The organism is Coleofasciculus sp. H7-1, from assembly GCF_057473865.1.
The window spans coordinates 23,679-38,796 of record NZ_JBYCCT010000008.1 but is presented as its reverse complement, the minus strand read 5'-3'; the positions used below and the strand labels follow the sequence as shown (position 1 = coordinate 38,796).

Annotated in this window: 9 protein-coding genes; 4 read left to right on the top strand and 5 right to left on the bottom strand. The window is 44.2% G+C overall.

All coding sequences use genetic code 11. From position 1 onward, the window contains the following. Nucleotides 1-308: 308 nt before the first annotated feature. Complete coding sequence (locus AC2VDX_RS01555) at nt 309-2,237, top strand: alpha-amylase family glycosyl hydrolase (RefSeq protein WP_378172328.1); 1,929 nt, start codon at nt 309-311, stop codon at nt 2,235-2,237. An 89-nt stretch (nt 2,238-2,326) separates the two neighbouring features. On the opposite strand, the gene AC2VDX_RS01550 is transcribed toward AC2VDX_RS01555, so the two are convergent. From AC2VDX_RS01550 to treZ, 3 genes are all read right to left on the bottom strand, one after another. After that, nucleotides 2,327-3,850, bottom strand: a complete 1,524-nt coding sequence (locus AC2VDX_RS01550; RefSeq protein WP_378172400.1) for a trehalase family glycosidase — start codon at nt 3,848-3,850, stop codon at nt 2,327-2,329. Between the two features lie 101 nt (nt 3,851-3,951). Beyond that, complete coding sequence (treY, locus tag AC2VDX_RS01545) at nt 3,952-6,750, bottom strand: malto-oligosyltrehalose synthase (RefSeq protein ID WP_378172330.1); 2,799 nt, start codon at nt 6,748-6,750, stop codon at nt 3,952-3,954. A gap of 144 nt (nt 6,751-6,894) precedes the next feature. Next, nucleotides 6,895-8,721 (bottom strand): malto-oligosyltrehalose trehalohydrolase, encoded by a 1,827-nt coding sequence (gene treZ, locus AC2VDX_RS01540; RefSeq protein WP_378172333.1) that lies wholly within the window; start codon nt 8,719-8,721, stop codon nt 6,895-6,897. A gap of 275 nt (nt 8,722-8,996) precedes the next feature. Between treZ and AC2VDX_RS01535 the strand changes: the two genes are divergently transcribed. From AC2VDX_RS01535 to AC2VDX_RS01525, 3 genes are all read left to right on the top strand, one after another. Beyond that, the gene (locus AC2VDX_RS01535; RefSeq protein WP_486928080.1) at nt 8,997-10,982 is read left to right on the top strand and encodes an ATP-binding protein; all 1,986 of its coding nucleotides are present in this window, start codon (nt 8,997-8,999) and stop codon (nt 10,980-10,982) included. Nucleotides 10,983-10,991: 9 nt separating this feature from the next. Beyond that, the gene (locus AC2VDX_RS01530) at nt 10,992-11,180 is read left to right on the top strand and encodes a LemA family protein (protein WP_378172338.1); all 189 of its coding nucleotides are present in this window, start codon (nt 10,992-10,994) and stop codon (nt 11,178-11,180) included. Between the two features lie 95 nt (nt 11,181-11,275). Beyond that, nucleotides 11,276-12,355, top strand: coding sequence for a threonine aldolase family protein (locus AC2VDX_RS01525; RefSeq protein WP_378172341.1), 1,080 nt, complete (start codon nt 11,276-11,278; stop codon nt 12,353-12,355). 374 nt (nt 12,356-12,729) lie between these two features. Here the strand turns inward: AC2VDX_RS01525 and AC2VDX_RS01520 are convergent, their stop codons facing one another. Together AC2VDX_RS01520 and AC2VDX_RS01515 are read right to left on the bottom strand one after the other, a co-directional pair. Next, nucleotides 12,730-13,494 (bottom strand): class I SAM-dependent methyltransferase, encoded by a 765-nt coding sequence (locus AC2VDX_RS01520; protein ID WP_378172344.1) that lies wholly within the window; start codon nt 13,492-13,494, stop codon nt 12,730-12,732. Nucleotides 13,495-13,722: 228 nt separating this feature from the next. Continuing rightward, nucleotides 13,723-15,045, bottom strand: coding sequence for a hemolysin family protein (locus tag AC2VDX_RS01515; protein WP_378172347.1), 1,323 nt, complete (start codon nt 15,043-15,045; stop codon nt 13,723-13,725). Nucleotides 15,046-15,118 lie beyond the last annotated feature (73 nt).

Here is a 15,118-nt window from a genome sequence, read left to right as displayed (position 1 = left end):
GAACGAAACCCAACAAATGCTTATGTTTTGTTGGGTTTCGTTCCTCAACCCAACCTACAATTATTTGTAACCGAACCGTATTGTTAGTCGCTCAAACTAACCGAAGATTTGTTGCTTGAAAAATGCCATAAAGATATTCATATATCACGAATTTAGTTTATTTGGCTACTATCCCCAGATAGATATACAAAAAAGGAGACAATTCGTTAGATTTATAAAAAGTTGGTCTGAATGCTTAAACCCATTAGCAGGACAGCACAGACCTTTACAAAATTGCACCTCTATCAACAGTAGCCGCACTAAACTTTATGGTATCAACTCCTCCATCTCAAGCTTCGTCATCTCAATATGAAGTTACTAATCCAGAAGCAGAAGTTGAATCTCTGGTAATCGAAGCTAAACCAGAGAGTGATATTGATTTAGAGTTTCTATACACCAGAGATATTGAATTTCGCCAGGAAACCATTTACTTCATTGTTGTAGATCGTTTCTATGATGGCGATTCTGACAACAGCGAAGGGCCAAACCCAGAACTTTACGATCCAGAGCGAAAAGATTGGGGTAAATATTGGGGTGGAGACTTACAGGGAATTATTGACAAACTAGATTACTTAAAGAACTTGGGAGTCACCGCAATTTGGCTTACTCCCCTGTTTGAGCAAGTGGAAGCATTGTTTGTTGAGCAAGCCGCGATTCATGGTTATTGGACAAAGGATTTTAAACGGATTAATCCTCGCTTTATTGGCAAGGATGAAGAACCTTCTCTCAATAAAACTCAAGATACCAAAGATACAGTTTTTGACAGATTAGTTGCTGAATTACACAAACGCAAGATGAAACTGGTGTTGGATATTGTGTGTAATCACAGCAACCCAGATTTCAGCGGAAAGAAGGGAGAACTCTACGACGATGGAGTAAAAATTGCTGATTTTAATGACGATAAAGATAGCTGGTATCACCACTATGGTGAAGTCACCAATTGGGAAGATGAATGGCAAGTGCAAAATTGTGAATTATCGGGTTTAGCCACCTTCAACGAAAATAATGTTGAGTACCGAAACTACATTAAATCAGCCATTAAACAATGGCTAGATCGGGGAGTTGATGCTTTGCGGGTTGATACTGTAAAGCATATGCCTATCTGGTTTTGGCAAGAATTTAACGGGGATATTATCACCCATAAACCGGATGTTTTCATCTTTGGCGAGTGGATTTTTAGCGACCCTCGAAATGACTTTTCGGTGGAATTTGCCAATGAATCTGGCATGACAATGCTAGATTTTGGTCTTTGTTTGGCAATTCGAGGAGCTTTGGCGCAAGGTGCTGAAGGAGGATTTCACCTAATTCAAGATGTTCTGGATCTGGATCATCGCTACTGCGGGGCGACGGAGTTGATTACATTTATTGATAATCACGATATGCCCCGCTTTCAGTCGTTGAATCCCGATCCAGAGATGGTGCGGGTAGCGATCGCGGTGATTATGACCTCCCGTGGGATTCCCTGCATCTACTACGGTACAGAACAGTATCTCCACGACGATACCAACGACGGTAACGATCCTTACAACCGTCCGATGATGGAAAATTGGGACACCGAGTCACCCCTCTATCGAGATATCCGGTTGCTATCAGGTTTGCGGCGATTAAATCCAGCCGTATCGATGGGGAGTCAGTGGCAAAAATATCTAACTCCTGACGTTTATTGCTATGTACGACGTTACCGCGATTCTGTTGTGTTTGTGGCGATGAATCGAGGGGAAGCTGTCAAGTTGGAAGCAATTGATCCGGAGTTACCAGAAGGAGAACATACCGATGTTTTAACGCGGCGAAAGTTTGAAGTTACAGACGGAAAGTTGCAAAACTTGGAACTAGACGCGCGGGATGTAATTGTCATCAGTCACGTGGGGGAACGCATCAAGGGGCAAACGATTGTGCGGGTACAACTTAATGGTGTCCAGACACAGCCGGGTGAAATTGTTGTGGTAATCGGAGATTGTCCGGAGTTAGGTAACTGGGATATCTCTAAGGCGTATCCACTAGAATTTATCAATACTAACACTTGGTTTGGGGAAATTCCCTTTAATGAAAGTGCTGGGAAGTTGATTACTTACAAGTACGCATTGTGGCGTGAAGGTCAGTCACCCTTACGCGAAAATAATGTCGGTCGTCGCTGGGTTATTGCCACTGAAGGGACGGTAAAATGGCGCGATAGATGGGCAACAGGACGGGAGTCTTAATAATTTAAACGCAAAGGTACGCGAAGGAATATTTAACTTTGTGTACCTTTGCGATTCTTTTTGTGTAAGTCTGTGTTGTAAATTTTCGGTTATTCTAAAGTTGCTAATAGTTCGAGGAAGACTCCGTTTGTCCAACCAAATCCAATTTCGTTGGAACTGTAGCCAAAGAGAATTTCATGGGAAACATTGGCGGAGCAATTATAAACGTCGTATTTTTCTACCAGGGTTCCGTATTTTTCAAACTCTTGCACTAGCAAAGATATAAACTTTTTCGCTAAACGATCGGCGTCTTGGTGATAACCATAGCGATGGAGTCCTTGAACTGCAATTAGCTGTAAAGGTGCCCAACCAAAGGGGGCGTCCCATTGATTTCCGGTTACATGAGTGCTGGTGAGTAATCCTCCCGGTGCCTCAAATTCGGGTAAGTTTTCTACTACTCTCTTGGCTTGTTCTTCAGATGCAATTCCAGCCCACAAGGGATAAAATGTGGTGGCAAATTCATAGCGGCGACGCTTGCCAGTATGGAAGTTGTAATCAAAGTAAAGTCCCGCTTCTTCATCCCAAAGAAATCGGTCAATTAATTTGTGGCGGTTCTGAGCGCGATCGCGCCACTGCTGGGCAATTTCTTCATATCCCAAAATATCGTTTATCTGCGCGGTATCTTGCTCTATTTTATAAAGCAAAACATTCAGGCAAACGGGCGCATAATGAATAATATCTACACTAAATGGACCAAAGCGGTTGCTGATATCAAATCCAGATTCTCGCATGGAACGATCGCCTTTGTAGAATAAATCGGTTAAGCGATCGCTCTGGCGGTCATAATACAAGTTGACATCGTAAGCTTCAACTGCAAAAGTGCGATAATATTCTCGTACCCGGTCATAATGGGTTCTACCTTCTTCATCCCGCTCAGAAATTAGCACTTCCGGCGCTGGCCCTTCACCTAATGCAAAATAGCGCGAAAGTCCGGTTGCTTGATTCAGGTGGGGGGGTAATGTCCAGTAGTAGTAAAAACTTTCAACGGTTGACAGTATCGATTGCAACCAGTGCCGATCGTGGGTGTGCTGGAAGAGAGCCAAAATCATCGGCGTGAGGACGGGAGGTTGCGATCGCGTCAGCATATAGGTGCGATTGGAATTCAAAATCGTGCCGTAATGCTTAATTTCATAAATTAGCTGTTCCACCAAACTTTTGGCTAATTCTATTTCTCCATCTCGCAACAACCCTAACTGGATAAAATAGCTATCCCAGCCGTACATCTCATTAAAACGACCACCCGGAACTACATAGGCATGAGGTAAATATAGCAACCCGTGATCTTCAATTTGATCGACTTCTGCCGGTAAGGTGCGAATTTCAATTTGATTAAATTCTTCGTTGCTCAGGACTTGCCGCAAAGATGCTTCAATGAGCGCTCGATCTTCTATTTGCGATACATATATAGGCCACCGTTTACCTGGAATATGACCAATTTTTGGGTCGCGGGCAGCATCCAAAATATGTTCGTGAGAGCGATAGAGCGTTTTCCAAGTTTTTTTGATGTAGGCTCTTACTGCCTGAATTTGTTCTAGGGAAGGAAAGGATTCGGTTTGAGGTAATGATTGATTAATCACGATTTTTCCTGAGTATTTGTAACAGCTCCGTCTGTTGCCCCCCAATCGCTCGGCGGGCGGGGATATCTGATGTGTAGCATGACAAAGGGAAATCGGTATTAGCGATCGCTTTCGCTAATCAATAAAGCCACCGGAAAGTGTTTTAAGGCTTCCCCAATCAATACCGTGCCATTCGCGGTGAGTGACTGAGAAGTAATAGCATCTTTCATCGCAGATGGCATTCCCTGCGGTAGCTTCAACTGGGTGTCATCCCATACTTTACCCAAAGGATATTCTCCTTCCTGGACAAGGTTCGTCAGCAATCGCGGGACAATCGTAATTGCCACACGATTTTCATGGTTTCTGGCAAAAGCAACAATCCGATCCTTAAACTTCCCATCCACTTCTAGCGGGACGTAATCTCCTTTTTGAAAAACTTCCAGATTTTGTTTTCTTGCCTCCAGAACTCTAGCTATCAAGAAAAGCTTAATTCTTCCATCTTCTTTGCTGGCAAATAGCTCATCGATCAGCTTCAGAACATCTGTCTTAGCTTTCTCTTTAATCTCTTTAAGGAATGCTAGCCGCTGCTCAAAGTCAACTGGACGCCGATTATCTGGGTCTACTAAACTCAGCTCCCATAACTCCGTTCCTTGATAAAAGTCGGGTACACCAGAAGCGGTAATTTTTAGCAAAGTTTGGGAGAGAGAATTGAAAATTCCATAGTGAGCTACCCACTTTTGGAAAGGCAGAAACTTCTGGAGAAATTGATTATCTGCGGAAGGCTTCATCACTTCTTCGATAAAGGCAACAAAGCCATCTTCATAATCAGTATCCGGTCTGAGCCAAGCTGTGTGAACTTTAGCTTCTCGAACCGCTTTCACTACATATTCTTTCACGCGCTCTACAAAGTGCGATCGCTCACTTTCAGCGAAGGGAAAAGCACCAACCAGCGTTTGGTAAAAGAAGTATTCATCATTCTTTTGTGGAAAAACCCGACCGTTCAGGTGGCGTTTTTTAGAGTGGTTAATTTCAATCCAAGTTTTTACCTGTTTTTCCCACTCATCGGGAATTTCTGAAAGAACATTTATTCTTGCTCTAACATCTTCCCCACGCTTAGTGTCATGGGTTGCCGTGGCATTCATTTTATGAGGCCAACGCTCATGCTGTTTTTGGTTAAACTCGTGAAAATCTGCAACTGTAATCCCAAATTGGCTCGGATTTCCACCCACTTCATTCAGCGATAAAAGTCGGTTATAGACATATAAAAGCGTATCCTCAATTCCTTTCGCCATCAAGGGACCAGTTAACTGCTGAAGCCTCATCACGAAGTGACGCTGTACTTCTTTTTGTTCTGGCTTTAAAGAGTCCTCCTCTTCCAGCAACAATAACTTTTCAATGTAGTTCAGTTCTTTCAAAAGCAACGGCACTTGCCCTCTAGCTTTTTCAATGACTTCCTTCACATAGAAGCGATCCGATTCTCTTAATCCCTCTTGATTGATGTAAGTTCGATAAACGGGAAATAGTATCAGAACTTCAGCCAATGCTCTTTGCAGACCATGCTGAGTAAAATCAATTCCTACTCTAGAATGACCCGATACTCGTTTCAGGAGGTGGGCTAAATTATCTACATCTCCCGCCATATTTTTTTCTACAATCAGCCTTTTTTTATCTATAAAAAGCTGCTCGTAGGGGGTATTAAAGCCTGTCAGCCTGGAGTAAATTTCAGTAAACTGCTCCTCGCTCTTAGTTCGGCAGAAAATCCCGTTAACATAGTTTAAGAAGTCATAGCCACTGGTTCCCTCTATAGGCCAGTAAGCGGGTAAATCTTCTTTGTGTTCCAGAATTTTCTCGACTGTAATATAGACATCTCCAGTTTTGTTTCTCAGCCGTTGCAAATATTCACTTGGATCGTATAGTCCGTCAATATGGTCGATTCGGAGTCCAGTGATTGTTCCAGACTCAACCAACTGACTGATAAAATTATGAGTTTTGTGAAAAACCTTAATTTCTTCGACTTTGACAGAAATTAGTTCGTTGACGGTGAAAAATCTTCTGTAATTCAGTTCTTCAGCACCCACTTTCCAAAACGAGAGGCGATAGAACTGTTCTGAAAGCAAGCTATTGAGAGAATTAAAAGTTTCTGGATTACCCTTCTCTCCATTGAAGAATTCTATATTGCTATCGATAAACTCCTGAACCTCTGGATTTTGGGTGTAAAGTTCCCAGAGGAGTCCTTTCACAAAGGCTATCTGGTCGTATCGTTCTTTGCCTTTTGGTTCTGTCAACGTGTTTTTGAGCAGATAAAGAATCCCTAGTAACTTAATGAAATCTGGATGATTTCTTCCCAGGGATTTAGCTAATTTTCCTAAATGATGAGTAATGAACGGAGCGTAAGATTCTATTTTTACAGGGAGTTTTAAGCTAAAATAATTGACACTCAGCCCGCTTTGATCGTACTGGAGTTGAATTTCGCCATTTTCCAAACAATCCCCATAAAAATTCCCCAGCATCGGGGCAAGAACTCTCTCTCTAAGGTTTTCATAAGGATGATTCCAGTCAATGTCGAAGTAGTCGAAATACTCGGAATTTGACCCATTTTCTAGAATGTCCATCAGAAACTGATTCTGGCTATCATAAGCCATGTGGTTGGGAACAATATCCTGTACCCATCCCATTTCGTAATTCTTGATTTCACTCACCAGTGCTTCAAATTTTTCCGGCGTTCCTAGTTCGGGATTTAGTTGTGTGGGGTCAACAACATCGTAGCCATGAGTGCTGCCTTCTCTCGCTTTAAAAATGGGCGAAGCGTAAAGATCGGAAATTCCTAATTTAGCGAGATAAGCAATAATTTTTTTGGCTGAATCAAAGGGGAAAGCTGCATTAAATTGAATTCTGTAAGTTGCTGTTGGAATCCGCATGATGTAATTTTCATTCCTCAATGATGTTTTTAATCTTGTCAGGTGGACAATGCCTGTCCTACAGAGACTACTGGCGAGGCAAAGCCTCAATCTTCTCGTTACCATCAGCTTGATAATCAGGATTGGAAGGCTCCGCCTCGTGTATTATCCTGTTATTTCGTAGAGAACGATACTCTGCGCTTTGATTGTCAATTCTTGGTTTGGCGTGAGTTTTTCAGGTAAAGTGGAACCAGAACCCATCCACTTAGTATCGGAAGAGTCTAAAATCTTTTGCCAGTTGCCACTTGGCAGATTAGCTGTAAAAGTAATCTCTTTCTGATTGAAGTTCATGATGGAATATATCTGGCTAGTATCACTCCAACGATGAAGAAATAAAATTTTATCTGCTTCAATGCTGGATGCTTCTATAGTATTTTTGTCTGGCTTTTTCAAGGCGGGAATTGTTCGGCGTAACCGTATGAGTTTCTGATAAAATTCCCAAAGAGATTTGTGTTTTCCTTCTTTTCTTTTTTCCCAGTTAAGCTGACATTTATGAAAGGTTTCAGGGCTTTGGGGATCTTGCATTTCTCCTCGACCCGCAAATACTTTAAATTCTTCTTCTTTGCTTTTGCGGATCGCTTCAATCAAATCCTTATCTGAATGACTAACAAAGTAGAAGAAAGGCGCTTCTTCACCATATTCTTCACCCATAAAAAGGAAGGGAACAAAGGGAGACAAAAAAATAGCACCAGCAGCTAACTTCAGTCCTTCTAAGGAGACAAGCTGAGAGAACCTTTCTGCCAGGACGCGATTGCCGATTTGGTCGTGAGTCTGCGTAAAGACAATGAATCGATATCCTGGTTCGTCTTTGGAAGAACTGCCATGACGGCGTTTTCTATGGGAAGCGTATTGCCCGGAGTAAATAAAGCCTTCTTTGAAAGATTTTTCGAGTTGTTCAACCTTTCCAAAATCCTCGTAGTACCTGTCGTTTTCTCCGGTGAGTAAGGTATGCAATGCGTGATGAAAATCGTCATTCCACTGTGCATCTATTCCATAGCCACCCACTTCTTTGGGTCGAATGACTCGGACATCGTTCAAATCGCTTTCGGCTATCAGATAAAATTTCCTACCTTGTTGCTGAGAAAAATTGGCAACTTGGTCTGCCATTTCCTGTAATAAGGGTCTAGCACCCATCTCAAAAATACCCTGAATGGCATCTAATCTTAGACCATCTATGTGATATTCTTGGAGCCAGTAAAGAGCATTTTCTAAACAAAAATTACGGACGCCATCGCTGTATTTGTCGTCAAAATTCATTGCCTCTCCCCAATCACCGCGATATTTGGTGGTGAAGTAGGGAGCAAAGTCTCGGAAGTAATTTCCTTCAGGACCTAGGTGATTGTAGACGACATCAAGAATGACTGAGATACCATGTTGGTGACAAGCATCGACGAGTTTTTTGAATCCTTCGGGACCACCATACGAATTCTGCACAGCAAAGGGAAACACGCCATCATATCCCCAGTTTCTTTCACCGGGAAATTGGGCAACTGGCATAATTTCAATGGCATTAATACCTAACTCGCTTAATTCAGCAAGTCGAGGAATTATTGCCTCAAAGGTGCCTTCTGGGGTGAAGGTGCCGACGTGTAATTCATAGATAATGGTTTCATCTAAGGGAACGCCAGACCAATCACTATCATTCCAGACAAAAGTGCTAGAATTGATGACTTGAGAAGGGCCGTGTACGCCCTTCGGTTGATATCTTGAAGCTGGGTCTGGTCTATCAGTCGTTCCTTCGAGTTTGTAGTAGTAAAGCGTTCCTGGTTCAATGCCTGAAGCTTTAACTTTCCAGTAGCCTTCTTCATCCTGTTGCATGGTGAGAAGGCGTTCTTCAGGAGAAACAATTTGTACTGCTACTGTATGAAGAGTAGGTGCCCAAACGGTAAATTCACAATTTCCGTTGCCAAGGTAACAAGCGCCAATTCTCACCTTTAATTAGCCTCGCTGTTAAGTAGTATTTTTTGCCTGATGGCGAAGTCGCGTTAACGTATCCCAGAATATAGTTACGTTTAGTTACGTAGAACTGCCATAGGGTGTATTTTTATTTACTCAATTAGCGATCGCGCACATCAGCTTACTGACCTCTGGAGATGGCAGAAGGCTAAAAGCCACGCTAGTAGAGTCAGAAATCACTGCCTCTGTACTTGTGGCTAAGCTTAGTGGCATCTTGAAATGGGGGGATTGGAAAAAATGCTATGCAAAAAATGAGGATTCCTTTTCAATTGATTTGGGTAGTGGTGGCGATCTGCGTGCTGCCTAGCTTGCTGAATTTGTTGGGAGTGGATTTTGCCTCACCTAAGCATCCCTTCGAGGTGTCAGCGGCTGTGGGAATGTCTCCCCGCGAATTCGTCGAGGCGATGCACTACACTCTCTCCGGGAGCTTTCTGCACACCATTCTGGAGTGGAGTGCTTTCTGTAGCGCCCTGTTCATTGTTATTTTGTCTTTTATTCACTTCAGCCTTAAGCGCGATGCTGTCACTCCCATTATTGGCGTGGCAATGTTTTGCGCGGGGTGCATGGATGCCTTTCATGCTTTAGCCGCCGACCGATTGATCGAGGGGATCGCAGACAACCAAAACCTAATTCCTTTCACTTGGGCAATCTGCCGACTTTTCAATGCTTTGATTCTGCTGGGAGGTGCGGGAATTTTTCTGGTGACGAAACCGAGAAAGTGGAAGGGAGGTGTGGGTTTTGTTGCGATCGCTAGTTTATCCTTTGCTGTTGCTTCCTATACAATTGTCTATCTCTGCGCCCATAGCGCCATGCCTACAACTATTTTCCCGAACGCTATTGTCACTCGTCCTTGGGATATTGCTCCGCTCTTATTGTTTATATTTGCAGGTATTTTTGTTTTTCCTCGCTTTTGCGATGCTTATCCCAGTCTTTTTTCTCAGGCGCTAGCGATTAGCGCGATTCCCCAAATCGCCACTCAACTCCACATGGCTTTTGGCTCAACTGCGTTGTTCGATAACCATTTCAATATTGCCCATTTTCTCAAAATTATTGCTTACCTCGTCCCATTTATTGGCTTGAGTTTGGAGTACATTCATATTCTTCGCCAAGAAGCATTAACGGTTGACAAGTTAGAAGCAACACAAAAAATATTATTAGATAAAACCAATCAGTTAGAACTCATTAATCTTGAGCTGCAAAAACAAATCGCTGAGCGCCAGCAAGTAGAAGAGGAATTGCACCGTTCCAACGTCGAGCTAGAAAGGAGAGTTGAGGAGCGGACAGCAGAAATTAGACAGACAAATGACCTGTTGTTGCTTGAAGTTTCTGAGCGCAAGCAAGGTGAAAATCGCTATCGAGAAAAATCTCAAGAGCTAAAAATTACTCTGCTTGACCTCCAGAAAACTCAAGCTCAACTGATTCAAACTGAAAAAATCTCCAGCCTTGGTCAATTAGTGGCTGGAGTTGCTCACGAAATTAATAATCCAATTAACTTTATTCACGGCAATATAAATTATGCCTGTGAATATGCAAATAGTTTACTACATTTACTACGCCTTTACCAACAACAATACCCATCTACACCTGAAATCGACAAAGAAATCGAAGAGAGTGACCTTGATTTTATCATTGAAGATTTGCCAAAGTTACTAAAGTCAATGCATTTGGGAGTTGAACGGATTCGGGAAATTGTTCAGTCCTTACGTTCGTTTTCTCGCGCCGATCAAGCGGAAATGAAGCCAGTCGATATTCACGAAGGCATTGATAGCACCTTGCTAATTTTGCAGTATCGCCTGAAAGCGATCGCTGGCGGACCCATAATTACAGTGAGCAAAGAATATGGCGATTTGTCTTTAGTTGAATGTTATGCAGGGCAGTTGAATCAGGTGTTTATGAATCTGCTTAGTAACGCGATTGATGCAGTGGAAGAGTCAGTCGCCAAGGAGGAAATATCTTGTCTTTTACCAACCATCAAAATTAGCACCGCTGTTGAAGACGAAAATCAAGCGGTGATTCGCATTGCTGACAATGGCCCAGGGATGACAGAAGAAGTGCGTTCTCATCTTTTTGACGCCTTTTTTACAACGAAGCCGGTCGGAAAAGGCACCGGCTTAGGGTTGTCTATTAGTTATCAGATTGTGGTAGAAAAACATGGTGGCAGTATGGAGTGTATTTCTGCACCCGGACAGGGGGCAGAGTTCGTAATTAAGATTCCGATTTGGCAAAACAAGATATAGCGGCTCTAAATGATTCTCCCCGACAACTCTTACGAAGTCAAGGAGCTGAAACGCTGCCTCACAACTCAAATAGGATTGCGATATAACCAAGTTGTTCAAAATTATAACCAGAAAGTTAAACAATTTCCTAATGTTATATTAGCCCCGATTTTTGGGTTTAAACCTCAGCCGTTTTATCCAGCTAAAACGTCAGGTTGAAGCAAATCTCACCCGCCATTCAAGTAGCAGGCTATTCCCATCTCGGCAGCGGCGATTAGCATAGAGTTGAGTATTGAGAAGCGCGAGACAAACAGATGAACTTTTGTAGCGATAATGTCACTGGAATTTCGCTGGAAATTATGGCAGCGATCGCTGCCGCTAATCAGGGTACCACCATGCCCTATGGTGATGATGAATATACCCAGCGCTTGTCAGCCCGGTTCAAGGAATTGTTTGAGACAGATGTGACAGTTTTCCCCGTGGCGACGGGTTCTGCCGCCAATGCCCTCGCCCTGTCTGTTATTACACCCCCGTTTGGGGCGATTTACTGCCATCACCAATCTCATATCAATCTCGATGAATGCGGGGCACCCGAATTTTATACCGGCGGCGCAAAGTTAGTGACACTGGATGGCGCAGATGGCAAGATTCGCGCCGCTGACTTGGCTGCTGTGCTGGCTTCATCGGGCGCTGGCGTCGTCCATCACGTACAGCCTGCTGCTGTAAGCTTGACTCAGGCAACGGAAGCCGGAACTATCTATCAGCCAGAGGAAATTTCCCAGATTGCCGAAATTGCCCATACCCACAATTTGGGTTTACACATAGATGGTGCCCGTTTTGCGAATGCGGTGGTTAGCTTGGGTTGTTCTCCAGCGGATATCACTTGGCGGGTTGGGGTTGATGTGCTATCGTTTGGAGCGACTAAAAATGGTGCAATGGCAGCAGAAGCCGTCGTCTTTTTCAATCAAGATTTTGCAAAAACTTTCGCCTATCGTCGTAAGCGCAGCGGACATTTATTTTCAAAGATGCGATTTTTATCAGCCCAGTTGGAAGCTTACATTAAAGATGATTTGTGGTTGAAAAATGCTGCTCATGCTAACCAGATGGCTAAGAAATTAGCGCACGGGCTAACAGCGCTACCAGAAGTGAAGCTGTGCTATCCGGTTGCAGTAAATGAAATCTTTATTCAGTTGCCGGAGGGAGTTATCCAAGGGCTTCTTGCCGACGGTTTCCGATTTTATCGCTGGCAGGAGGAAAATTTATCAACCGTGCGATTAGTAACGGCTTTCAACACTAAGGAAGAGGATGTCACTGCCTTTATCGAGGCGGCACGGACACACTGCAACGTGGCTTCTTCACCTCTAGTTTCTCCTGCTACTATATTGCAAAATTGAGTTGTGAGCCAGCCCTTCAGATCCCCGACTTCTTTAAGAAGTCGGGGATCTCGCCTTCATGAATCATTTAGGACTGCTATAAGTAGGTAGACATAATTAAACTCGCGCATCTGATGTAGGTTGGGTTGAGGAACGAAACCCAACATTGACAAGGGTTTGATGGGTAACGCTTACGCTCTACCCATCCTACAAATATAGGACTTACGCAACTTGCGCGACATCTGAGGGCAACCACAGGGGGATTGAACCCGAAAAAATGCTATATGTATAAGCTTTGCGTAAGTCCTGAGAGTGACAGAAGAGCGATATTGGGATCGTCACTATCCAAACAACCTTCAATTTTTAGTAGGGAGGGCAAAGTTCCTTTCCCTAGTTTATGATTTCGTTCCCCGCAGGAGAGCCGAATATTCGTGAAATGAACGCTGCGGCGCACCCAAAATGGAGAATACCGATTTTGCTTGTAAAGAAGCATTATCCAGTAATAATTCCAGTTGTTGAACTGCTTCTGGTGGCGTTTGCTGTCGTGCTGTCCAATCTACAAAATCAATCGGCAGCTGCCACTGTTGCATCGCGGTGAAGGGCATCCCAATACTTTCGCCAGCCGTCTGCCACTCGGATATCATCCAATTCCAACCATGAGAAGGATCGCGTAGTTTCTCCACCTGATTGATAAACTCTGCCAACGCAGAATCTTCCGGCGAAATAATGTCCACAACCAGAAACTTTCCCCCCGATTTTAGCACTCGAAAAACCTCATTCAACGCGGGTGCCAAACTGGGGAAGTGATGAGCGACATAGCGGCAAGTTACAATATCAAACTGCTGATTGGGAAAGGGGAGTGTTGTGGCATTGGCTTCCTGAAAATGCACGTTATTCAAGCTTCGTGCCGCTGCTTGCCGCGATGCCTCCGTTAACATTTTCTGGCTTAAGTCAATGCCAATAACTTCGCAGACATGGGGGGCGAAAGCAAACCCAGTATGTCCTCCCGCACACCCTACATCAAGTACAGTCATCTCTGATGTTGGTTCCCCTGCCTGCACCATCAGCGCCAGATCGTGCCCTTGTGCGAAAATAGGTGATGTACTGTATGCATCTGCTGCGCGGTCAAATTGCTCTCGGATTGTTTCTTCTGGCTCCATTTTTGACTTCTAAAATAGGTGTTGTCAAATTCTCTCTTCTTTTACTCTGCGCCCTGGAGCGGTTCGTTTTTCCAACCTACGGAATAATCTGGTGGAATTGGTGTTTTTAGCTCTAAGCGAACCGGATTGAGAAGCGATCGCGTTCTGTGTCATCATCAACGCACGATGCAGCCAATGTCGATAGCACGCAAAGCTTTAAAACACTCTCAAACCAGCAATTCTAGCTTTTTAATCGCCGGACGCGGAATCCGGGGAATCTGCGGAAATGGGCATCACCAGCACCTTATCAACGCGATTGCCATCCATATCCATCACTTCAAAACGCCAGCCACCCAGTTCAAAATGATCGGCAGCCGTGGGAATTTTCCCTAAATGGGTAATCATAAAGCCGCCCATTGTGTGATAGTTGCCTTTTTGCGTTCCCGGCAACTCCTCAATATCTAATATTTCCAAAAACTCTTCCACCGACAACATTCCATCCACCAACCACGAACCATCTTCGCGTTGTACGGCTGGGGGAGATGTCGTACTGTCGATTTCTACGTCACCAACAATTTCTACTAAGATGTCGTTGAGCGTAACCAATCCTTGAGTAACGCCGTATTCGTCTACAACTAGCGCCATGTGAGTGCCGGTTTGCTTAAACAATTCCAGAACTTTCAATCCCCCAGTACTTTCAGGCACAAATACCGGCTGTCGTAACGAAATTGTCAGGTCAAGCTGTTGTCCGGACAGGCAGCGCCCTAACAGGTCGGTCACTGGAATAATGCCCAAAACATTATCCAGCGCTCCCTGACAGACTGGAAATCGAGAATAGGCACTGTTCATAATCTTGTGTTGATTTTCTTCCGGGGAGTCTTCTAGGTCAAGCCAGACAATATCCAGTCGGGGTGTCATTAACGCACTCACGTGTCGGTCTCCCAGGCGAAACACTCGTTCCACCATGTCTTGTTCTGCTTCCTCAAAGGTTCCCGCCTCCGTGGCTTGCTCGATTAAGGCTGTAATATCATTTTCGGTAATTTCACCATCGGTGGACGGTCTGATGCCCAACAGCCGCATCATCATATCAGTGGAGGTACTCAATAGATAAACAACTGGCGAGGCAATGGTAGCCAACATCCGCATCGGGATAGCAACAGCGGCAGCAATCCGTTCCGGATAGTTTAAAGCCAGCCGCTTCGGTACCAGTTCGCCAATAATCAGCGTCAGATAGGTGATGATTAGAATGGCAATTGTCGATGCGATCGCGTCTTTATACGGGCTTATCCAGGAAATCGAACCTAATACAGGGGTTAGTCTTTTGGCGATGGTTCCTTCGCCGAAAGCACCGGAGATAATCGCCAGCAGAGTTATCCCCACCTGAGCAATCGCCATAAACTGATTTGGGGAATTCGCCAGTTCCAAGGCAGCGCGTGCTTTGACATCCCCTTGGTTAGCCAGCTGTTGCAGCCTCACCTTCCTTGCCGAGACGATAGCTAACTCTGACATCACAAAGATGCCATTGGCAACGATCAGTAGCAAAATAATTAGAAATTCGGTAGTAGGGGTCATTTGTAAACGTGTCAGTAGTATCGGCGGGTGCCTAAGGTGGAAGTAGGGGCGAGTTTACCCGAAGTTGGCTTTT

Coding starts and splice junctions, on each gene's coding strand:
- AC2VDX_RS01530 (WP_378172338.1), top strand. CDS start 10,992: ATGATTCTCCCCGACAACTCTTACGAAGTCAAGGAGCTGAAACGCTGC.
- AC2VDX_RS01535 (WP_486928080.1), top strand. CDS start 8,997: ATGAGGATTCCTTTTCAATTGATTTGGGTAGTGGTGGCGATCTGCGTG.
- treY (WP_378172330.1), bottom strand. CDS start 6,750: ATGCGGATTCCAACAGCAACTTACAGAATTCAATTTAATGCAGCTTTC.
- AC2VDX_RS01515 (WP_378172347.1), bottom strand. CDS start 15,045: ATGACCCCTACTACCGAATTTCTAATTATTTTGCTACTGATCGTTGCC.
- AC2VDX_RS01520 (WP_378172344.1), bottom strand. CDS start 13,494: ATGGAGCCAGAAGAAACAATCCGAGAGCAATTTGACCGCGCAGCAGAT.
- AC2VDX_RS01525 (WP_378172341.1), top strand. CDS start 11,276: ATGAACTTTTGTAGCGATAATGTCACTGGAATTTCGCTGGAAATTATG.
- AC2VDX_RS01555 (WP_378172328.1), top strand. CDS start 309: ATGGTATCAACTCCTCCATCTCAAGCTTCGTCATCTCAATATGAAGTT.